This is a genomic window from Actinocorallia libanotica, from assembly GCF_039525175.1.
Classification (GTDB): domain Bacteria; phylum Actinomycetota; class Actinomycetes; order Streptosporangiales; family Streptosporangiaceae; genus Actinocorallia; species Actinocorallia libanotica.
This window is the reverse complement of sequence record NZ_BAAAHH010000026.1, coordinates 1-20,212: the sequence shown is the minus strand read 5'-3', so window position 1 is coordinate 20,212 and position 20,212 is coordinate 1. Positions and strand designations below refer to the sequence as shown.

Below are 20,212 nucleotides of genomic sequence, written 5' to 3'. Positions count from 1 at the left end.
ATCAGACCAGGGGGCGTTCTTCCTTGTCCCGGAAGCCGCCGGTCAGGATCACGATGAAGTCGATGAGGGCCCAGACGCCCGCGCCGCCGCAGGTGCACAGCTGGAGCAGGCCGGTGCCGGTCTTTCCCACGTAGAAGCGGTGGACGCCCAGAACGCCGAGGAAGAAGCAGAGGAGGGCGGCGGTCGACCGTGATCTGGGCATGGAAAAGTCCTTCCAAAGGGGGGATTGGGAAGATCAATGGTCGGGACTTTAGCAGCGGCGACCGTTCTTCGCGGCCCTTTAGGGAAGTGAATTGACAATTCTCCGATTAATGTGTCGCCTGACACAGGTCGATTATCGGGCGGAGAAATCACGGAAGGCAGTGGCAGAGGGCGTCCAGGGCGGCGGGGAAGGCGTGCTCGGGCGGGGTGCCGTAGCCGACGACCAGGCCGTCGCGGGGCGGCATGGGGCTGTCGGGGTGGCGGTAGGGGGACAGGGGGTCCAGGGCCAGGCCGTGCCGGGCGGCGCGGGCCAGGGTGGCGGCCTCGGTGCCGGGCGGGAGGTCGAGGACGGCGTGGAGGCCGGCGGCGATGCCGGTGGCGCGGATGTGCGGGGCGTGCTCGGCGAGGGCGGAGACGAGCCGGTCGCGGCGGTGGCGGTAGATCTGGCGCATGCGGCGCAGGTGCCGGTCGTAGGAGCCGGACGCGATGAAGTCGGCGAGGGTGAGCTGGTCCAGGGCGCTGGAGAAGGGCTCGCGCTCGCCCTTGGCGGCCGTGACGCCGTCGACCAGGCGGTCGGGCAGGACCATCCAGCCCAGGCGCAGCGCGGGGGAGAGGCTCTTGCTGGCCGAGCCCAGGTAGACCACGTGGTCGGGGTCCAGGTTCTGGACGGCGCCGACGGGCTGGCGGTCGTAGCGGAACTCGCCGTCGTAGTCGTCCTCCAGGATCAGCCCTCCGGTGGCGCGCGCCCGGTCGACGGCCGCGGCCCTGCGTTCGGGGTGCAGGGGGCCGCCGGTCGGGTACTGGTGGGCGGGGGTGAGCAGCACGGTGTCCGCGCCGGTCTCCGGGAGGTCGCCGACCCGGGCGCCGTGCTCGTCGATGGCCAGGGGCACGGTGCGGACGCCCGCCTCGGCCAGGATCCCGCGGTGGAAGGCCAGCCCGTACGACTCGACCGCCACCGGGCCGGGCAGGACCCGCCCCAGCAGCCGCAGCGCGTGGGCGAATCCCGAGCAGACGACGATCAGCTCGGGGTCCGTGCGCACGCCGCGGGCGCGGGCGAGGTATTCGGCCAGCGTCCGGCGCAGTTCGACGCGGCCGCGCGGGTCGCCCACGCCGAACGCCTCGCTCGGCGCCGCGGTCAGCGCCCGCCGGGCCGAGGCCAGCCAGGCCGAGCGCGGGAAGGCCGACGCGTCCGGCGAGCTGGGCCGCAGATCGTGGCGGGGCCGGACGGGCGCGGCCGCCGACGCGCGCGGCCCCTCCCGCCGGAGCGGGGCGGCGCGCCGCGCGACGCGGGTGCCGGAGCCCTGGCGCGCGGTCAGCCACCCCTCGGCGACGAGCTCGGAGTAGGCCTCGGCGACGGTGTTGCGGGCGATGCCGAGGTCCACGGCGAGGGAGCGGTAGGGGGGCAGCAGGGTGCCGGGGAGCAGCCGCCCCGAGCGGATGGCCTCGCGCAGCGCGTCCATGAGGCGCGCACGGTTGCCGCCCGCTCCCCGCAGCTCCAGATGCAGATCGCCGCCCGCCTGATTGACCCATGTTTCTGCCATGGAAATGCACCATACTCCCGGCTTCTCACGCTCCTAGGGTTGTGATCATGACCAGTCAGCGCATGAACTTCACGACCACCGCCCCCCAGGTCTTCAAGGCCGTCTACGCCCTGGACGCGGCGGCGCGCAAGGGGCTCGACCCGATCCTCGTCGAGCTGGTGCAGATCCGGACGTCGCAGCTCAACCGGTGCGCCTACTGCATCGACTACCACACGAAGGACGCCCGCAAGGCGGGAGAGACCGAGGAGCGGATCCACCAGCTCGGCGCCTGGGAGGACTCGCCGGTCTTCACCGAGCGCGAGCGCGCCGCCCTGGCCCTCACCGAGGCCGTCACCCTGCTGCCGGGCGGCGTCTCCGACGCGGTGTACGACCGTGCCGCCGCGCACTTCCCCGAGCGGGAACTGGCCCAGATCATCGCGGTGATCTTCACCGCCAACACCTGGAACCGGATGAACGTCACCACCCGCAAGACCCTGGGCACCGAGTGACCGCCGACCTTCGGGACGGCCGCTCGGCGCTGAAGGGCTGGCTCGCCGTCGCCGCGGTGACGCTGGGCATCTTCGCCCTGATGACGTCCGAGCTGCTGCCCGTCGGGCTGCTCACCCCGGTCGGCGACGCACTGGACGTCTCGCCGGGGACGGCCGGCCTGATGGTGACCGTCCCCGGCCTGGTCGCGGCGTTCTCGGCGCCGCTGGTCACCGTGGCCACCGGCCGGGTGGACCGGAGGCTGGTGCTGGTCGTCCTGATCGGCCTGATGGGCGCGGCCAACCTGGCTTCGGCGTTCGCGACGGACTTCGCGGTCGTCCTGGCGGCGCGCTTCCTGATCGGCGTCAGCGTCGGCGGCTTCTGGTCGATAGCCGGGGGCATCGCGCTGCGGCTGGTGCCCGAGCGGCACGTCGGCCGGGCCACCGCGGTGATCTTCGGCGGCGTCGAGACCGCCTCGGTCCTGGGCGTGCCGACCGGCACCCTGCTGGGCGAGCTCGGCGGCTGGCGCACGGCCTTCGCGGCGGTCGGCGTCCTCGGCCTCGCCGCGCTGCTCTTCCTGCTGTTCCTGCTGCCGGAGCTCCCCGCCGAACGGTCGGTCGCCCTGGCGGACCTGCCGGCCCTGTTCCGCGGCAACGCCGGTGTCCGGATCGGACTCGGCATGGCGTTCCTCCTGATCACCGGGCACTTCGCCGCCTACACGTTCGTCCGCCCGATCCTTCAGGGCGACGGCGTCGACGAGGGCATGATCAGCGTGTTCCTGCTGGTGTTCGGCGTTGCGGGGCTCCTGGGGAACTTCGTCGCCGGAGCCCTGGTGTCATGGCACCTGCGGCGCACCGTCACCGGCGTCGCCGCGGCCTTCACCGCGGTGATGGCCCTGATGGCGCTGCCGCCCGGCGGCACGGCCCGGACCGCGGCGCTCCTGGCGCTGTGGGGCCTGGCTTACGGAGCCGTGCCGGTGACGCTCCAGACATGGATGAACCGGGCGGCTCCCGACGCCCGGGAAGCCGCGTCGTCCCTCTTCGTCTCGGTGTTCAACCTGTCGATCTCCCTCGGAGCGCTGTTCGGCGGCTTCGCCTTCGACTCCTCGGCGGCCGGCGCTCCGCTGTGGCTCGGCGGGGCACTGTGCGCCTTCACCCTGTTCCTGGTCGGCCTGCCGGGGAAGGGGAAGGCCCCCGCCCGAGGGAGAGGGGGCGGGGGCCGGGGAAGGGAGGTCAGCGCCTGAAGGCGGACCTCACCGTGCCGGGGGAGAAGAAGACCGTCTCGCCGGTGGCGTCGTTCACCGCGTCGTTGTCGGTGGCGATCCAGACGCGGCCGGAGCCGGTGACGCCCAGGCCCTCGACCTTCTCCTGGGTCCAGCCGCCGAGGCCGCGCAGGTCGGGCAGGAGGTCGCGGGCCGAGCGCTTGGTGAGGACGGGCAGGCCCGCGCCGGGCGCCTTGGCGGGCGGGTCGACCGCGTAGACCTTCTTGTGGGCGGCGGCGGGGCCGGACGCCTTGTCGCGCTCGACCAGCAGGAGGCGGCCGTCGACGTGGGTGATCTCGGACAGGCCGTTCCAGTTCGCGGTGCTCGCCGAGGGCTCGATCGGGTAGCCGAACCACGCCCACGCGCCGGTGGCGGGCGTGTAGCGGCCGAGGCGGACGACGTTCGCCGGGTCGCCGGCGAGGGGGCGCTGGAGGGTCACCCAGACCTGTTCGGAGGTGCCGGAGCCCGCGACGGTGACGCCTTCGAGGCCCTGGGAGCCGAGCCGGGAGGCGAGGTCGGCGGGCAGCGCGATCTCCTGCCGGACGGCACCGGAGGCGTCGAGGCGCACGAGCCGGTTGTCCGGCCCCTTGGCGCCCTCGGAGGCGAGCCAGAAGCCGCCTCCGGGGCGGGCGGCGATGCCCTCGGCGTCGTAGGAGGCGGGAGCTCCATCCTTGGTGACGGTCAGCGCCCTGGTGATCGTCGCGGGCTTCTCGCCCGTGTCGATCGTGAAGACCTTGGTGGGCTTGTAGGCGGAGTCCCAGACGCCGTACAGGCCGTCGCGGCTGCCGGGGATGGAGGAGAGCCCCGACAGGGCGCCCCAGCCGATTGGCGACCCGTTCTGGGACGCGGAAGTCAGGCCGGGAACCTCCGGCTTGCCGAGCCGGAAGACCTGGACGCCCGCCCGCAGTCCCGCGGAGGCGTCGTCCGTCTCGCTGGAGACGATGAACATGCCGCGTGAAGGCACCGCCAGCAGGCCCTCGGGCCCGGCGTTGGTCGGCAGGAACTGCACGAACCGCGGCTGAGACGGGCGCTCCACGTCGTACACGGCGACGAAGTTCGACCGCTCCGAGCCGACGAAGGCGTAGCGGCGGCCCTTGTAGGTGGCGACGGTGAGGCCTTCGGGCTCGCTGCCCTTGTTGCCGGCACGGTCGTCGTTGTGGTGCCCGTACCGGACGGCCAGGTGCTCGAAGGTGTTCCCCGCGTCCCAGAGGACGTTCCCGCGGTCGTCGAACACCGTCCAGCCGCGGCTGCCGCCCTTCCAGTCGCCCTCGTTGGCGGTGGCCAGCGTACGGTCGTCGATCCAGGAGATCGCGTCGGGCTCGCGGGGGACGTCCTCGACGGTGCCCGTGAGCGAGATCTCGCCGTCCTCTTCGGTGTCGACGCCCGTCACGGTGACGCTGCCTGCGGAGAAGACACGCTCGATACGCCCGGTGCGCAGATCGACGATGGCGACGCCGTTGTTCTCCTGGAGTGTGACGGCGACCTTGCCCCGTCCGTTGATCGTCACGTACTCGGGTTCGGGGTCCTGCGGGGTGTCCAGCCCGGCCTCGATGAACGCGGGCAGCGCGCTCCCGTCGGCCCGGGTGAACGCGACCTTCCGCAGCCCCCACCGGGCCGGGTCCGCGTCCTTGAGGTCGAGGATCTGCAGGAATCCGGCGGGCGCCTGCGGGAGGTCCCCCTCCTGGCCTCCGGCCGGGGTCGCCTCCTCGTCCCGCTCGTTCTCGATGGCGACGGCCGCGTATCGCTCCGCCACCGCGATCGAGTCCGGCTGCCCGCCCAACTCGATGCTCCGGACGGTCTTCCTGTCCTTGATCCGGATCACGGCGATCCGCCCGGAAGGCCGGGTGTGGCTCTCGCTCGTGTCGATGACGACCAGCGCGTACGCCCCCACGACGGCCACCGACGTCGGCTCGGCGTCCCCCAGGCTCAGCGTCCCCAGCCCCCTGGGCCGGTCGGGGACGCTCAGGTCCAGGAAACCGACGCGCTTCCCGGGCGCGTCGGTGTAGACCAGCGTCCGCCCGTCCCGGCTGACCGCGCTGATCTCCGCGACGGCCTCTCCGTCACCGCCGCCGTTCTGGTGCACGGGGTAGGTCGCGAGCCGCTGGAACAGCCGGCCCTCCGGACCGGCCCCGGCCGTCGCCATCCCGGACATCCCGGCGAACACCACGGCCCCCGCCGCCAGCCCGGCGGTCCACCGCACACGTCGTCGCATCACTTCTCCCGCTTCGTTCTCCATCCGCCACCGACCCTCGCAGCGGCCCGGAACGAGCGGATGAACACCGGACGGCCCCCGTCTGAAGCCCGCTGGGAGACTCCGCCTCCGCGGGGCGTCGGAGACGCTCCTCCGGGCGGCGCGGAGAGAGGGATCAGCGGTCGGAGATCGCCGGAGGGGGTTCATGGGGGTCGAGGCTCCGTCTCAGCGGGGCACTCGCGGTGCCGAGCTCCCGGCGTGCGGACTCCAGGAAGGCGTGGCGGCGCTCGCTCTTGGCGGGAGCGCCCTCAGGGGGCGGGTCGCCGCGCAGCAGCGTGTGCAGGGCGAGGGTGTAGTCGTGGGCGGCCTGGGCGGTCTCGGGCGAGCAGACGAGCTCGGGCAGTTTCTTGGCCAGCCAGAGGGCGTGGATCCGCTCCCGGATCTCCGCTTCCTCCGGGGCGCCTCCGGACGTGATCTCGTCGGCGGTGAACTCCGCGCGCTGGGCCGCCGAGAGGAACTCCAGGATCGCCTCTTTGCGCTCCGTGCGCTGCGCGTTCTGCTGCTCCCGCCGTTCGCGGCGGGTGTCTCCACGCGTGGACAGGTACTGGCCGACCAGGGTGCCCAGGGATCCCAGGGCGACTCCGGCGAGGGGCAAGATCGTCACGATCCAGCTCATGCCGGTGGGACGCGGCCGCGCGCCCGGCGGTTCCCCGCGGGACCGGCGGCCGGGGCTCGGGGAGCGCGGGCGGCCGGTCCCCTGACGGGACGGTCTCCGGCGGGCGCCGGGCCTCTCCGGACGGGCGGGGGCTGGCGCGGCGGCTCGGAAGGGGCTGAAGTAGGGTCGGGGGATGCGGATCTGTTGCGAGCGCATGCGGGCTCAGCTGGAGCGGGGCTGCCCTCGGCACGACGATCCGTACCTGTGTCCGGACCGCCTGGTGGTGCACTCGGCGGAGTTCGGCGTGTGGGGTCTGGTCGTGCGGGGTGAGGGGCGGATGGCGGTGCCGATCGCCTTCTGCCCGTGGTGCGGGACTCGGCTGGCCGGCCTCGGGGAGGCCGTCCGGTCATCAGTAGGGAAGGATCCGGCCTGAGGGAGTGCGCAGGTCCAGGGACTGGGGCTTGCGCGGCACCCGTGGAAGCTTGACGATCTGCTGCTGTCGTGCCATTTCGATCATCTCCCCTCATCCGGCGGCGGTGAACCGCCGGAATCGTCACCTGAGGCGGGAGAACCGCCAGGTTCTGGTGAGCTTATGCGACGTCAGGTGGTCGTTCATCCGATTTTCCGGTGCTGGCTTCACTCGGAGCGATCGTATGGTGTCTTGGGGTCAGGTCGCATCCACTTCGAAACGACACGCTTGCGGGGCTGGGAGCCGGTATGGGGGATCGGCGGTGACCCTCCCGGGCTTCCTCGGGGAATACCCAGGGTGAAGCGGGAAAAAACGTTCCAAACCAATTGGCCGTCCCCGGGGCGCCCACAGCCCCGGGGACGGCGGTCTCAGGACGTGACGTCCTTGGCCCGGAAGCGGCGGAACGCCAGTGCGAAGAGCACCACGGCGTAGGAGATCGACAACGCGGCGCCCTGGATCATGCCGTTCCAGGAGATGTCCGGCTGCAGGGCGTCCATCCAGGCGTAGCTGAAGCGGGTCGGCAGCAGGTCGCGCCAGTCGCCCAGCGCGGTCACCGCGTCCAGCATGTTGCTGACGATCACCAGGCCGACGGCGCCGCCGACCGCGCCCAGGGGCGAGTCGGTCAGCACCGACAGCAGGAACGCCAGCGCCGCCACGACGAGCTGGGCGACGAGCGAGTAGCCGACGATGATCGCCATCCGCTCGAAGGCGGCGCTGGCGGGGAAGGTGCCGCCGGTCGGCAGGGTGATGTCGGACCAGCCGAACACCAGCGTCCCGGCCAGCAGCGACATCAGCGGCAGCGTCAGCACGGCCGCCGCGGCGTACCCCAGCGCGACGACCAGCTTCTGCCGCAGCAGCCTGTCGCGCGGCACGGGCGCGGCCAGCAGGTACCGCAGCGAGGACCAGCCCGCCTCGCTGGCCACGGTGTCGCCGCAGAAGAGCGCCACGGTGACCACCAGCAGGAACCCGGTGGAGACGAACAGGGAGAACAGCGCGAAGTTCAGCCCGCCGGTGGTCGCCACGTCGGCCAGGCTCATCCGCCCGTCCGTTTCGTCCCCGCCATCCCCGCCGAACTGGAAGGCCAGTACCAGGATCCACGGCAGGAGCAGCAGCAGCCCGAAGGTGACCAGGGTCCGTCGGCGGCGGAACTGCCGGACGGCCTCGACCCGCAGCGGCAGCGGCCCGCTCATGTCCCACTCCCGATGATCTCCAGGAAGACGTCCTCCAGGCCCCGCCCGCCGACGATCTCGGCGACCGGCCCGTCGGCGACCTTGCGCCCGCGCGTCATCACCACGACCCGGTCGCAGGTCTGCTCGACCTCGCTGAGCAGGTGGCTGGAGACGATGACCGTCCGCCCCCTCTCGGCGTACCGGACGAGCACCTCGCGCATCTGCCGGATCTGCGGCGGGTCGAGCCCGTTGGTGGGCTCGTCGAGCACCAGCAGGTCGGGCAGCCCGAGCATCGCCTGGGCGATCGCCAGCCGCTGCCGCATGCCCTGCGAGTAGGTGCGGACGGGCCGCGCCAGCGCCTCGTCGGTGAGCGCGGCGACCTCCAGCGCCTCCGCCATGTGGGAGTCGGCGGCCGGACGCCCGGTGGCCCGCCAGTACAGCTCCAGGTTGTCGCGCCCCGACAGGTGCGGCAGGAACCCGGGCCCCTCGACGAACGAGCCGAGCCGGGCCAGGACCGGCGCGCCGGGCCCCACCCGGTGGCCGAAGATCCGGATCTGCCCGCCGTCGGGGTGGATCAGCCCCATGAGCATGCGCAGAGTGGTGGTCTTGCCCGCGCCGTTGGGCCCGAGCAGCCCGAGGACCTGGCCCTTCTCGACCCGGAACGACAGGTCGTCCACGGCCTTGTAGCCGTTGCGGTAGGTCTTGGTGAGCCCCGTGATCCGCAACGGCACGTCGGCGGACGCCTCGTCGAAGTCGTCGTCGGCCCTGCGCGGCCGCCGCGCCAGCAGCCCCGCGGCCACGGCCAGCGCGACGACCGGCGCGATCCACACCCACAGGGGCGGCCGCCGCACCGGCGCGGACAGGCCGGGCACGGACGGCACGGACAGCCCGGAGACCGCCGAGATCTCGTATGTCAGCGGCTCGGCCGGCCCCGCGAACCCGTAGTCGGTGGTGGAGAGCACGACCCGGAGCCGGTGCCCCCGGCTGAACTCGTGGTCCAGCGCGGGCAGGACGACCTCGGCCTCGCCGTCGACACGGACGGGCGTCGCGAGCCGCCGGGCGAGGGTCGCGCCGCCGTCGGGGGCGACGTCGTAGAGCTTGGCGAAGAGCGTCGCCTCGCGGTCGGTCCTGATCCGCACCCGGGGCGTGCCCGTCACCCGCAGTGCCGCGTCCAGCGGCTCGGTGGTGAAGGCCGCGTTCTGCCCGGCCATGTCCAGTCCGGGCACCCCGCCCAGGGAGCTCAGCGCGCTCAGTGCGCCCAGGCCGGGCAGCGCCGTGATGGAGGCGGGCACCCCGCCCGCCGGATTCTGCACGGTCTGCTCGCCGCCCTCCAAAGGCAGCTCCCGCGCGGCGTTCTCCAGCCCGGGATAGGCGGCGGAGGTGGCGGCCGAGATCGCGCGCCTCCCGTTGCGGGAGTCGACCCCGCCGCCCCGCGTGACGGTGAAGGCGGGCGGCAGCACGACGTCCTGCTCGCCCTTGAGGTAGTGGTCGAACCAGTCGGACGTCAGCCCGGAGAGCCGCCCGGTCTCCTGCTCGCCCCCGTCATGGCCGCCCTGGAACCAGACGACGGAGACGGGCCCCTGGGCCGCCCGAGCGTTCTGGTCGGCCTGGTCCAGCGGGAACAGCGAGTCGTTCTGCCCCTGGACGAGCAGCATCGGCGCCTTGACGGGCGGCGCGGTCGCGGGCGAGGACGCACGGAGGAGATTCCACGCCTCGTCCGTGGGGCGCCCCGTCTGCGCGACCTCCTGGTACATCTCGCAGACGGACGGCAGGAACCGTCCACAGGCTGTGGATCCGTCGGACTCGCCCGTGAAGAACAGGCCCGCCCACAACTTCTTGAACACCCCGCCGGGCATCAGCGACTGCGACAGGTCGTGCCAGGTGATGGACGGGACGATCGCGTCGACGCGCCCGTCGTAGGCCGCCGTCAGCAACGAGATCGCGCCGCCGTAGGAGGGCCCCGCCATGCCGACGCGGGGGTCGCCCTCCCCGTCCAGCCGCACCTCGGGCCGCTTCGCCAGCCAGTCGATCAGCTGCCGGGTGTCCTTGACCTCGTAGTCGGGGGAGTTCAGCGCGATCTGCCCCTCGGAGCGCCCGAAGCCCCGCGCCGACCACGTCAGCACCGCGTAACCCTCGCGGGCGAGCCGCCGCGCCTCCCCCGCCTGGGAGTCCTTGCTGCCGCCGAACCCGTGCGCCAGCAGCACCGCCGGCGCCTTCGCCACCCCGACGGGCCGGTAGAAGGTCGCGTCCAGCGTCACCTTCTGGTCGTCCTTCGGCCCGTCGACGACCGGGATCCGCACCGCCTCCCGCCGGACGGCGGGTTCGCCGTCCTCGGAGAGGACGAAACCCCCGCCCGCAGCGAGCACGCCGACCGCGGCCGCGCCCGCGACCCATCGCCGCCTCATGGCGGAGATCGTACGCGAGTGACCCGTAAGCCGGAGATCAAGAGAACCGTCCGGTCACCGCCGCGCCGTGTTCACCGCCGGCGCCGCGACCGCCCGCTTCACCGCCGGCGCCGCGACCACCCGCGCCGCACGACCCGCAGCCCCGCCAGGCCCAGAACGGCGGCCAGCAGGCCGCCCGCCGCCACCGCGGCCATGGCGCGCAGGACCGGAGCGTCGGCCTGCGCCTCCTCGCCGACCTCGCTGAGCAGCCCGAGGTCGTTCTCGTCGTCGATGATGTGCTCCACGACGGGGATATGCCAGGAAAGATCACCCGGCAAGCCCAAGGGGAGTTCAGCGTTGCGGTGGGATCAGCTCCGGCCGCCGGTGAGGTCGCCCACCAGCTTCTGCGCGTCGGCGCGGGTGAACCGGCCGGTGATGAGCACCTCGCCGCCGGTGATCGGAGCGTCCACCCAGGGCGCGGTGATCACCTGGTCGCCGATCACCACGGCGATCTGCCTGCCCCGCTGCGCCCGGGTGAGGTCGGCGAACGCCGCGCGGTCGGGGCCCACCAGCCGGAGGGACACCCCGTGGCTGCCGTCCCGCAGCTCCCGCACCTCGGTCCCGCCCACCCTGCGGATGACGATGCCCTCGGTGACCTGGTAGCAGGCGGGCTCGGGCCCGGTGATGCCCCGGGTGCCGGCCGGGCAGGCGCCGTTCGTCCGCTGCGCGACCGGATAGAGCAGCAGCGGCGCGGCCAGCTCGACCCGGCTCTGGCGTGCCGCCGCGACGAGGACGCCGCTCACCGCCACCGCGGCGGAGCACAGCCCGATGACGAGGATCGCGGCCAGCAGCGTGGTCTTCGGCTGTCTGCGCACCCCGCCAGTCTCGCAGAAAGATCGCCGGAAAGCGGGAAGGGCCCGGACACGGGGTCCGGACCCTTCCCGACGAGCGCGCGCCTAGTCGATGCGCCAGGTGTCGCCGCTGCACAGGAGGGCGGCGAGGTCGCCGCGGCCCTGCTTGTCCTTGGCCTCGTTCACCTGCTCGTTGAGCAGCGAGTCGTAGGACGGGCGCGGCGCCGAGCGGAACACGCCGATCGGCACGTGCGTGAACGCCGGCTGGTCCAGCCGCGACAGCGCGAACGCCAGCGACGGGTCCGGGTCGTGGGCGTCGTGCACGATGACGCCCGGGTCCGTCGGGGCGCCGACCCGGAAGCCGAAGCCGTCCTGGATCAGCGCCTTGTCGCGGTCCTTGCCGAAGACGATCGGCTGGCCGTGCTCCAGCCGGACGGTGATGTCGTCCCGCTGGTCGGCGTCCTTCAGCGGCTCGTAGGCGCCGTCGTTGAAGATGTTGCAGTTCTGGTAGATCTCCACCAGCGCCGCGCCCTGGTGCTCGGCCGCCTGCCGCAGCACCGACTGCAGGTGCTGGCGGTCGGAGTCGAGCGTGCGGGCCACGAACGCGCCCTCCGCGCCGATCGCCAGGGAGATCGGGTTGAAGGGGTGGTCCAGCGAGCCCATCGGCGAGGACTTGGTGACCTTGCCGGCCTCCGAGGTGGGCGAGTACTGGCCCTTGGTCAGACCGTAGATCCGGTTGTTGAACAGCAGGATCTTGATGTTGACGTTGCGGCGCAGCGCGTGGATCAGGTGGTTGCCGCCGATGGACAGCGAGTCGCCGTCACCGGTGATCACCCACACCGACAGGTCCTGGCGGGCCGAGGCCAGCCCGGTCGCGATCGCCGGGGCGCGCCCGTGGATCGAGTGGAACCCGTAGGTGTTCATGTAGTACGGGAACCGCGAGGAGCAGCCGATGCCCGAGATGAACACGGTGTTCTCGCGCTTGATCCCCAGCTCGGGCATGAAGCCCTGCACCGCGGCGAGGATGGCGTAGTCACCGCAGCCGGGGCACCAGCGGACCTCCTGGTCGGTCTTGAAGTCGCGAGCCGACAGTTTCACGTCGGACTTCGGAACGAGCGCCAACGCTTCATTCATGGACCGTCACACCCCTCGAATCAGCAACACCGAACCTCGTGGTCCGTCTTGAAGTCCGGAACACCCCCGCCTGCGCGGGGAGCAGGGTGCGACGGTCAACGTCAACCCTACTACTACTCTGAGTCATCCGTTCATCACATCCCGGATCACGTCGGCGAGCTCTTCGGCCTTGAACGGCAGGCCGCGCACGCGGTTGTAGCCGACCACGTCGATCAGGTACTTGGCGCGCAGGAGGGTGGCGAGCTGTCCGAGGTTGATCTCGGGCACGATCACCTTGTCGTAGGACTTCAGGACCTCTTCCATGTTCGCGGGGAACGGGTTGAGGTGGCGCACGTGCGCCTGGGCGACCCTGCCGCCGGCCTTGCGGACGCGCCGCACGGCGGCGGAGATCGCGCCGTACGTGCCGCCCCAGCCGAGCACCAGCACGCGGGCGTCGCCGTCCGGGTCGTCGACGCGCAGCGGCTCGACGTCGTTCGCGATGCCGTCGACCTTGGCCTGGCGGAGCCGGGTCATCAGGTCGTGGTTGTCGGGGTCGTAGGAGATGTTGCCGGAGCCGTCGGCCTTCTCCAGGCCGCCGATCCGGTGCTCCAGGCCCGCGGTGCCCGGGACGGCCCAGGGGCGGGCCAGGGTCTCGGGGTCGCGCTTGAACGGCTGGAAGTCCTCCTGCAGCGGCTCGGCGAAGTTCGCCTCGATCACCGGCAGGTCCTCGACCTCGGGCAGCTTCCACGGCTCGGAGCCGTTGGCCAGGTAGCCGTCGGACAGGATGAACACCGGGGTGCGGTACTTGACCGCGATCCGCGCCGCCTCGACCGCCGCGTAGAAGCAGTCGGCCGGGGACAGCGGCGCGATGATCGGCACCGGGCACTCGCCGTTGCGGCCGAACATCGCCTGCATGAGGTCGGCCTGCTCGGTCTTGGTCGGCAGGCCCGTGGACGGGCCCGAGCGCTGCACGTTGACGATCAGCAGCGGCAGCTCGACGGCGACCGCGAGGCCGATCGTCTCGGCCTTGAGCGCCACACCCGGTCCGGAGGTCGTGGTCAGGCCCAGCGAGCCGCCGAAGGAGGCGCCCAGCGCCGCGCCGATCGCCGCGATCTCGTCCTCGGCCTGGAACGTGCGCACGCCGAAGTTCTTGAACTTCGACAGCTCGTGCAGGATGTCGGACGCCGGGGTGATCGGGTACGAGCCCAGGAACAGGTCGAGGCCGCTGCGGTCGCCGGCCGCCACCAGGCCCCAGGCCAGCGCGGTGTTGCCCGTGATCTGCCGGTACAGGCCCGGCTCCTGCGCCGCGGGCTTGACCTCGTAGGACGTCGCGAAGTCCTCGGTGGTCTCGCCGAAGCTCCAGCCCGCCTGGAAGGCCGCGATGTTGGCCTTCATGATCTCGGGCTTCTTCGCGAACTTCTTCTCCAGGAAGGCGATCGTGCTCTCCACCGGGCGGTGGTAGAGCCACGACAGCAGGCCGAGCGCGAACATGTTCTTCGCCCGCTCGGCGTCCTTCTTGGACAGGTCGAAGTCCTCGAGCGCCTTGACCGTCATCGAGGTCAGCGGCAGCGCGTGCACCCGGTAGTCGGCCATGGAGCCGTCCTCGACGGGGCTGGCCGCGTAGCCCACCTTGGCCAGGTTGCGCTTGGTGAACTCGTCGGTGTTGACGATCACATCGCCGCCCTTGGGCAGGTCGCCGATGTTGGCCTTCAACGCCGCGGGGTTCATGGCGACCAGGACGTTGGGGGCGTCACCGGGCGTCAGGATGTCGTGGTCGGCGAAGTGGAGCTGGAAGCTGGAGACCCCCGGAAGGGTTCCGGCGGGGGCGCGGATCTCGGCCGGGTAGTTCGGGAACGTGGAGATGTCGTTGCCGAACTCGGCCGTCTCCGCCGTGAAGCGGTCGCCGGTCAACTGCATGCCGTCGCCGGAGTCGCCGGCGAAGCGGATGATGACGCGGTCGAGTTGCTGGACCTGTTTGGTCACAGAGGAAGACCTTCCTCGACGCGCAGCCTCGTCCCAGGTGAGGGTCCTGTGACAGGAGGGCTACTTGGGCTTGTGTTCATGGTACGACCCAGTCGAGATGGCTCATCCATCTCGGTTCCAGGCTTTGAGACCCTGCGCCGTGAGCCTCTGCAAGCCGGCCGGCGGCGTCGTGAGGACCCCGCGATACAGGACGTATCACCACGGCCCTCCGGTTCGCTCGCCGACCTGGATATCGGTCGTGGCCAATGTACCGAACCGCGAGGGTGGGGTACTTACGCGCCCTGCTGTTCGGCCTCGAGTTTGCCCGCCAGCGTCTCGGCCCGGCTCTTGGAGACCGACTCGACCTTCAGCCAGGAGTTGAAGTAGTAGCGGCTGGTGCTCCCCGGCTTGATCCCGCGCACCCACGACTTCCAGGTGCCGCTGGTCACCCGGCACTCCAGCGTGGTGGTGCCGGCGCGCACGGAAAGCGTCCGGGTGCACTGGCCCAGTTCCTTGTCGCCGGCCTTGTCCGACCAGATCTTGGCGACGTAGGTGGCGGTGGCGGTCGGCCCGGTGTTGCTGAACTTGCGCTCGATGGTGCAGCCCGAGGCGTTGCAGTCCGAACGGGCGACCGTCGAGACGGGCTTGATCGAGGCGGCGGGGTCGAGGGCGCCCGCGAGGCCGTTGCGGACCTTGTCCTTCAGCTCGGTGTAGAGGGTGTTGACGGCGTCCGCGGTGAGCTCGGCCACCTCGAAGTCGAAGACCTGGGCACCGCCCGTCTTGACCCTGAGCAGCTGGTAGGGGGCGGCGTCGGCGACGTAGTACTGGGCGCCGGCGCCCTCGAAGACGATCGCCTGGCGGCCCGCGACGGGCTCGGTGGACGGCGCGCCGGACGGCGGCACCAGCGGCCGGGCCTGCTGGAGGGATTGGCCGAGCGCGGCGGGCAGGAGCAGCTTGCGGATGTCGAAGGCGCGCAGCGAGTCGGGCGCCTTGGCCCACTTGTCGGCGAAGTCGTCTATGACGTCGTCGCCGATCTCCCGCTGGGAGCGCCAGAAGGACTGCGGCGCCTTCACGTAGAGGTCGCCGTCCAGGAGCATCGCGTCGATGACGTCGCCGCCGACCGTCAGGCTCCCGGCCGCCGTCCCGGCCCGGGTCACCGTCAGGTCGGTCTGGACGGACGTGCCGGAGGCGTCGTACGTCCCGGTGTAGCGCAGACCCGGCAGGGAGTTCAGCTTCGTCACGGTCTGCGAGGACTTCTGCTGCGGGGTGAGCGCCTTCTTCTCCTCCTCGCCGCCGAGCAGGACGATCAGGACCACGGCGAGAACGAGGACGAGCGCCACGGCCGCGCTCAGGACGGCGATCAGCGCGCCCTTGCCGCTCTTCGGCGGCTGCGCGGGGGGCTGCCCGAAGCCGGGCGGCTGGCCGTAGCCGGGCTGGCCGAACGGCGGGGGGCCGCCCGGCGCTCCCGGGCCGCCCGGCCCCTGGAACGGCGGCGGCGTCCACCCGGCCTGCTGCGGCGGCTGGTGCCAGTGGGGCGGGGGCGTCTGCGGCCCCTGCGGGGGCTGCCCGCCCTGGGGGGGCTGCCCCGGTCCGGGCTGTCCCGGTCCGGCGGCCGGATCCGGCTGCGGGGCGTGCGGCTGGCCGGGCGGGCTCCAGTCCTGCCCGGGAGGCTGCCAATTCGGCTGGTCAGATCCCTGCGCCATGTACCCGCACCACCCCGTATTACCTGCGTTCCTGGACAGACCTTATGTTTGTCGCCTAGATCCGTAAAGACGGACGCAAGACGCGCGGCGGCGGTTCCCCACGACGGATTACGCTTCCCTGGTGCGCGACTACTACGGCTCCTATGTTCTCGTCGCCGTCCTGTTCCTCATCGGCGGCGGGATCGTCGCGGGCGGGCTCACGGCCAACCGGCTGCTGCGGCCCTCCCGGCCCACCCCCGAGAAGCTCACCACCTACGAGTGCGGCGTCGATCCCGTGGGGGAGGGCTGGGCCCAGTCCCATGTCCGCTATTACGTGTTCACGTACCTGTACGTGGTGTTCGCGGTGGACGCGATCTTCCTGTTCCCCTGGGCCACCGTCTTCAGCGCCCGGGGGTACGGGGCGGTGACGCTCGGGGAGATGTTCGTCTTCCTGGGCTTCCTGGCCACGGGCCTGCTGTACGCCTACAAGAAGGGGGTGCTCACATGGGTGTAGTGGACCTCCCCGAGCCGACCGTGGGACCGCTGTCCAGGCTGGCGCCCAAGCCGGTCAAATTCGTGCTCAACTGGGGCCGCCGCTACTCGTTGTGGGTCTTCAACTTCGGGCTCGCCTGCTGCGCGATCGAGTTCATCGCCGCCTCGATGGCCCGCCACGACTTCATGCGCCTCGGCGTCATCCCGTTCGCGCCCGGCCCCCGCCAGGCCGACCTCATGGTGGTGTCGGGGACGGTCTCCGACAAGATGGCGCCGGCCGTCAAGCGCCTGTACGAGCAGATGCCGGAGCCGAAGTACGTCATCTCCTTCGGGTCGTGCGCCAACTGCGGCGGCCCGTACTGGGATTCGTACTGCGTCACCAAGGGCGTCGACCAGATCATCCCCGTCGACGTGTACGTGCCGGGCTGCCCGCCGCGGCCCGAGGCGCTGCTGCACGGCATCGTCCGGCTCCAGGAGAAGATCGCGGGCGAGTCGCTCGGGGAGCGCTACACCGGCCCCGGGCCCGCGGAGCCGCCTTCCTGGGAGCACCGGCCGAGCGTGCTGCAGCGGCCGCTCCAGCCCGTGCCCGAGATGCTGGCCGAGGCCGACCTGCCCACGCAGGGCATGCCCGTGGTCGAGCCGGAGCCGCGGGAGCCCGGGAGCACGGTGGTCACCGAAGGCGCGGCGAGCACCGCCAGGACGCAGCGGATCCGGCTCGGCGGCACCCGTCCGAACGAGGTCGTGGACTACTCGATCATTCCGGGGATGTCCGATGACGACGACTGAGGTGGAGGCGGAGCTCATCCGCCGCTTCGGGCCCGAGGTCACGACCGAGGACGCCTTCGGGCAGCCGGTCGCCGACGTGCCCGCGGCGCTGTGGACGGACGCGCTGGAGTTCGCGCGGGACGGCCTGGGCTGCGACTTCTTCGACTGGCTGAGCGGGGTCGACGAGCTGGAGGACGGTTTCCGGATCGTCGCCCACGTCTACTCCCTGGAAGGCCGCCACCACCTCCTGCTGCGCACCCTGGTGCCCCGCGCGGAGCCCGTGCTGGCCTCGGCCGTCGGGGTGTACCGGGGCGCGGCCTGGCACGAGCGCGAGACGTTCGAGATGTTCGGCGTGGTCTTCGAGGGCCACCCCGACCTGAAGCCGCTGCTGCTGCCCGACGGGTTCGAGGGCCATCCGCTGCGCAAGGACTTCGTGCTGGCCGCCCGCGTCGCCAAGGCGTGGCCGGGGGCCAAGGAGCCGGGCGAGGGCGGCGGCGCGCCGTCACGGCGCAAGAACCTCCCGCCGGGAGTGCCGCAGGGCTGGGGGCCGAATGCGTGACGTCGTGGCCCTGGCGCTGGTCACCGTCGCCTTCCTGACCCTCCCGCTCGTCATCGGCCAGGCCGAGCACAAGGTGATGGCGCACATGCAGGGCCGGCTCGGCCCCATGTACGCGGGCGGTTTCCACGGCTGGGCGCAGCTGGTGGCCGACGGCGTGAAGTTCGCCCAGAAGGAGGACACCGTCCCGGCCGCGGCCGACCGGCGGATCTTCCTGCTGGCGCCGGGCGTGGCGCTGGTGCCCTACCTGGTGGTGCTCGCGGTGGTCCCGGTCGGGCCGGGACAGGTCGCGGTGGATCTGTCGCTCGGATTGTTCTTCGCGCTGGCCGTCATGGGCGTCGGCGCGATCGGCTCGATCATGGCGGGCTGGTCGTCGGCCAACAAGTACTCGCTGCTGGGCGGCATGCGCGTGGCGGCCCAGCTGGTCTCCTACGAGCTGCCGATGGTGCTGGCGGCGGCGTCCGCGGCGATGGCCGCGGGCACGCTGAACCTCGGCGGCATCGCGGAGGCGTGGCAGTGGTGGTGGCTGGCCTGGCAGGCGCCGGCCGCCGCGGTGTTCTTCCTGTCGGGCCTGGCCGAGCTGCGCCGGCCGCCGTTCGACATGCCGGTCGCCGACTCGGAGATCATCTTCGGCCCGTACACCGAGTACGGCGGGTTGCGGTTCGCGTTCTTCCTGCTCGCCGAGTACGCCGGGATCCTGGTGGTCTGCTCGCTGACCACCGTGCTCTTCCTGGGCGGCTGGCAGGGACCGCTGCTGCCCGGCTTCCTGTGGACCCTGATCAAGGTCTTCCTGCTGGCGTTCGTGGTGATCTGGTTCCGTGTCGCCTTCCCCCGGCTGCGCGAGGACCAGCTCCAGCGCCTGGCCTGGGTGTACCTGGTGCCGATCGCCCTGGGCCAGCTGGCGCTGACCGGTGTGGTGAAGGTGGTGACCGGAGCGTGAAACCAGGCCTGGCCAAGGGATTGGCCGTCACCCTGCGGACGATGATGAGGCGTTCGGGGACCCGCCAGTACCCGGAGGCGGCGCCGGACCTGGCGCCCCGCTCCCGGGGCGTGATCGCGCTGTTCGAGGAGAACTGCACCGTCTGCATGCTGTGCGCCCGCGAATGCCCCGACTGGTGCATCTACATCGACTCCCACAAGGAGACGATGCCCGCGGAGGGCTCGGCGCGCCCCCGCTCGCGCAACGTCCTCGACCGCTTCGCGATCGACTACTCGCTGTGCATGTACTGCGGGATCTGCGTCGAGGTGTGCCCGTTCGACGCGCTGTTCTGGTCGCCGGAGTTCGAGTACGCCGCCTACGACATCGCCGAGCTGACCCACGAGCGGGAGCGGCTGCGCGAGTGGATGTGGACGGTGCCGCCGCCGCAGGCGCACGAGCCCAACGCCGACCCGCCCAAGGAGCTGCGTTGACCACAGCGGAAGTCGTGTTCACCGCGCTCGGCGCCGTCGCCGTGGGGGCGGGCGTGCTGGTCGTGACGACCAGGCAGATCGTCCACGCGGCGCTGTGGCTGGTGGTGACGTTCGGCGCGCTGGCCGGGATGTACCTGGTGCTGACCGCGGAGTTCGTCGCCTGGGTGCAGGTGCTCATCTACGTCGGCGCGATCGTGGTGCTGCTGCTGTTCGGCATCATGCTGACCCGCGCGCCCATCGGGCCGGGCGAGGGGCTGGACTCCGGGAACCGCCTGCCCGCCCTGGCCGTGGCGGTCGGCACGGCCGCCGTCCTGGTGACGCTGCTCGTCCGCGGCTTCAAGGACGCCCGGATCGACCTGGAGCCCGGCGGAGGCTCCGGCGACGCGCTCGGCGAGGCGATCTTCCGCGAGTGGGTCCTGCCGTTCGAGGTCCTCTCGGTCCTCCTGCTCGCGGCCCTCGTGGGGGCGATCGTGCTGTCCAAGGGGAGGGGGCGCTGATGTCGGTCGCCTATCCGGTGGTGTTCTCGGCGCTGCTGTTCTCCGTCGGCGTGTACGGGGTCCTGGCGCGGCGCAACGCGATCCTCGTGCTGATGTCGGTCGAGCTGATGCTCAACGCCGTCAACCTCAACCTCGTCGCGTTCGACGTGTGGCTGCGCGACGCGCTGCACGGCGGCCAGGTGCTCACCCTCTTCACGATCGTCGTGGCCGCGGCCGAGGTCGGGCTCGGCCTGGCGATCGTGCTGCTGCTGTACCGCAACCGGCAGAACATCGACGTGGACCGGCAGGACACCCTGCGGGAGACGAAGCAGGAGGCACGGTGACGCTCCTCGCCGCGCAGGCGGTCGTCCTGCCCTTCCTCGGGGCGCTGTGCGGGCTGCTGCTCGGGCCCTGGCTCACCCGCGTCCTGGTGGCGGGGGGCGTGCGGACCGAGGACGGCCCCGCGGGGCCGCCGACCGAGGCGCGGGGCGTCGAGGAGCACGTGGAGGCCGTCCCCGGGGTGCCGGGGGAGCCGGTGCCCGCCGAGGGGCGCGCGGCGCCCGCCGGGT

22 protein-coding genes are annotated in these 20,212 nt (G+C 71.9%); 11 read left to right on the top strand and 11 right to left on the bottom strand.

What is annotated here, in order from left to right:
- Position 1: 1 nt before the first annotated feature.
- Entirely contained in the window at positions 2 to 202 is a 201-nt protein-coding gene (locus tag ABD140_RS26990; RefSeq protein WP_344243801.1) for a TM2 domain-containing protein, read from the bottom strand.
- A 148-nt stretch (positions 203 to 350) separates the two neighbouring features.
- Positions 351 to 1,742 carry a MocR-like pyridoxine biosynthesis transcription factor PdxR gene (pdxR, locus tag ABD140_RS26985; RefSeq protein ID WP_344243800.1) on the bottom strand — a complete coding sequence of 464 codons (1,392 nt, stop codon included), beginning with the start codon at positions 1,740 to 1,742 and terminating at the stop codon, positions 351 to 353.
- A 47-nt stretch (positions 1,743 to 1,789) separates the two neighbouring features.
- Here pdxR and ABD140_RS26980 point away from each other — a divergent pair, with 47 nt between their 5' ends.
- Both ABD140_RS26980 and ABD140_RS26975 read left to right on the top strand, forming a co-directional pair.
- On the top strand, positions 1,790 to 2,230 hold the full coding sequence (locus ABD140_RS26980) for a carboxymuconolactone decarboxylase family protein (protein WP_344243798.1): 441 nt from the start codon (positions 1,790 to 1,792) through the stop codon (positions 2,228 to 2,230).
- Entirely contained in the window at positions 2,227 to 3,450 is a 1,224-nt protein-coding gene (locus ABD140_RS26975; RefSeq protein ID WP_344243796.1) for an MFS transporter, read from the top strand. Before ABD140_RS26980 ends, ABD140_RS26975 begins: the two co-directional genes overlap by 4 nt.
- On the opposite strand, the gene ABD140_RS26970 is transcribed toward ABD140_RS26975, so the two are convergent.
- A complete protein-coding gene (locus tag ABD140_RS26970; protein ID WP_344243795.1) occupies positions 3,440 to 5,680 on the bottom strand; it encodes an esterase-like activity of phytase family protein in 2,241 nt (746 codons plus the stop codon). The genes ABD140_RS26975 and ABD140_RS26970 overlap by 11 nt on opposite strands.
- Before the next feature lie 154 nt (positions 5,681 to 5,834).
- Entirely contained in the window at positions 5,835 to 6,323 is a 489-nt protein-coding gene (locus ABD140_RS26965; protein ID WP_344243794.1) for a hypothetical protein, read from the bottom strand.
- A gap of 184 nt (positions 6,324 to 6,507) precedes the next feature.
- Between ABD140_RS26965 and ABD140_RS40210 the strand changes: the two genes are divergently transcribed.
- The gene (locus ABD140_RS40210) at positions 6,508 to 6,747 is read left to right on the top strand and encodes a DUF6980 family protein (RefSeq protein WP_425544155.1); all 240 of its coding nucleotides are present in this window, start codon (positions 6,508 to 6,510) and stop codon (positions 6,745 to 6,747) included.
- 404 nt (positions 6,748 to 7,151) lie between these two features.
- Here the strand turns inward: ABD140_RS40210 and ABD140_RS26960 are convergent, their stop codons facing one another.
- From ABD140_RS26960 to ABD140_RS26930, 7 genes are all read right to left on the bottom strand, one after another.
- The gene (locus ABD140_RS26960; protein WP_344243793.1) at positions 7,152 to 7,973 is read right to left on the bottom strand and encodes an ABC transporter permease; all 822 of its coding nucleotides are present in this window, start codon (positions 7,971 to 7,973) and stop codon (positions 7,152 to 7,154) included.
- Positions 7,970 to 10,357 carry an alpha/beta fold hydrolase gene (locus ABD140_RS26955; protein WP_344243792.1) on the bottom strand — a complete coding sequence of 796 codons (2,388 nt, stop codon included), beginning with the start codon at positions 10,355 to 10,357 and terminating at the stop codon, positions 7,970 to 7,972. The genes ABD140_RS26960 and ABD140_RS26955 overlap by 4 nt, the downstream gene beginning before the upstream one ends.
- A gap of 98 nt (positions 10,358 to 10,455) precedes the next feature.
- Positions 10,456 to 10,641 carry a hypothetical protein gene (locus tag ABD140_RS26950; protein WP_344243790.1) on the bottom strand — a complete coding sequence of 62 codons (186 nt, stop codon included), beginning with the start codon at positions 10,639 to 10,641 and terminating at the stop codon, positions 10,456 to 10,458.
- A gap of 63 nt (positions 10,642 to 10,704) precedes the next feature.
- Positions 10,705 to 11,211 (bottom strand): SecDF P1 head subdomain-containing protein, encoded by a 507-nt coding sequence (locus ABD140_RS26945; RefSeq protein ID WP_344243789.1) that lies wholly within the window; start codon positions 11,209 to 11,211, stop codon positions 10,705 to 10,707.
- A gap of 81 nt (positions 11,212 to 11,292) precedes the next feature.
- A complete protein-coding gene (locus tag ABD140_RS26940) occupies positions 11,293 to 12,321 on the bottom strand; it encodes a 2-oxoacid:ferredoxin oxidoreductase subunit beta (protein ID WP_344243788.1) in 1,029 nt (342 codons plus the stop codon).
- A gap of 123 nt (positions 12,322 to 12,444) precedes the next feature.
- Positions 12,445 to 14,283 carry a 2-oxoacid:acceptor oxidoreductase subunit alpha gene (locus ABD140_RS26935; RefSeq protein WP_344243787.1) on the bottom strand — a complete coding sequence of 613 codons (1,839 nt, stop codon included), beginning with the start codon at positions 14,281 to 14,283 and terminating at the stop codon, positions 12,445 to 12,447.
- A 272-nt stretch (positions 14,284 to 14,555) separates the two neighbouring features.
- Positions 14,556 to 15,965 (bottom strand): hypothetical protein, encoded by a 1,410-nt coding sequence (locus ABD140_RS26930; protein ID WP_344243786.1) that lies wholly within the window; start codon positions 15,963 to 15,965, stop codon positions 14,556 to 14,558.
- A 121-nt stretch (positions 15,966 to 16,086) separates the two neighbouring features.
- Between ABD140_RS26930 and ABD140_RS26925 the strand changes: the two genes are divergently transcribed.
- The 8 genes from ABD140_RS26925 to ABD140_RS26890 all read left to right on the top strand — a co-directional run.
- Positions 16,087 to 16,458 (top strand): NADH-quinone oxidoreductase subunit A, encoded by a 372-nt coding sequence (locus tag ABD140_RS26925; RefSeq protein ID WP_344243785.1) that lies wholly within the window; start codon positions 16,087 to 16,089, stop codon positions 16,456 to 16,458.
- The gene (locus ABD140_RS40205) at positions 16,449 to 17,222 is read left to right on the top strand and encodes an NADH-quinone oxidoreductase subunit B (protein ID WP_425544154.1); all 774 of its coding nucleotides are present in this window, start codon (positions 16,449 to 16,451) and stop codon (positions 17,220 to 17,222) included. The genes ABD140_RS26925 and ABD140_RS40205 overlap by 10 nt, the downstream gene beginning before the upstream one ends.
- Complete coding sequence (locus tag ABD140_RS26915) at positions 17,209 to 17,760, top strand: NADH-quinone oxidoreductase subunit C (RefSeq protein ID WP_344243784.1); 552 nt, start codon at positions 17,209 to 17,211, stop codon at positions 17,758 to 17,760. The genes ABD140_RS40205 and ABD140_RS26915 overlap by 14 nt, the downstream gene beginning before the upstream one ends.
- Positions 17,753 to 18,697, top strand: coding sequence for a complex I subunit 1/NuoH family protein (locus tag ABD140_RS26910; protein ID WP_344243782.1), 945 nt, complete (start codon positions 17,753 to 17,755; stop codon positions 18,695 to 18,697). The genes ABD140_RS26915 and ABD140_RS26910 overlap by 8 nt, the downstream gene beginning before the upstream one ends.
- On the top strand, positions 18,694 to 19,167 hold the full coding sequence (locus ABD140_RS26905; protein WP_344243780.1) for a NuoI/complex I 23 kDa subunit family protein: 474 nt from the start codon (positions 18,694 to 18,696) through the stop codon (positions 19,165 to 19,167). The genes ABD140_RS26910 and ABD140_RS26905 overlap by 4 nt, the downstream gene beginning before the upstream one ends.
- Positions 19,164 to 19,664, top strand: coding sequence for an NADH-quinone oxidoreductase subunit J family protein (locus ABD140_RS26900; RefSeq protein ID WP_344243779.1), 501 nt, complete (start codon positions 19,164 to 19,166; stop codon positions 19,662 to 19,664). Before ABD140_RS26905 ends, ABD140_RS26900 begins: the two co-directional genes overlap by 4 nt.
- The gene (gene nuoK, locus ABD140_RS26895) at positions 19,664 to 19,987 is read left to right on the top strand and encodes an NADH-quinone oxidoreductase subunit NuoK (RefSeq protein ID WP_344243778.1); all 324 of its coding nucleotides are present in this window, start codon (positions 19,664 to 19,666) and stop codon (positions 19,985 to 19,987) included. Before ABD140_RS26900 ends, nuoK begins: the two co-directional genes overlap by 1 nt.
- On the top strand, positions 19,984 to 20,212 hold a 229-nt coding region (locus tag ABD140_RS26890), incomplete at its 3' end, for a hypothetical protein (RefSeq protein ID WP_425544153.1). The genes nuoK and ABD140_RS26890, both read left to right, overlap by 4 nt.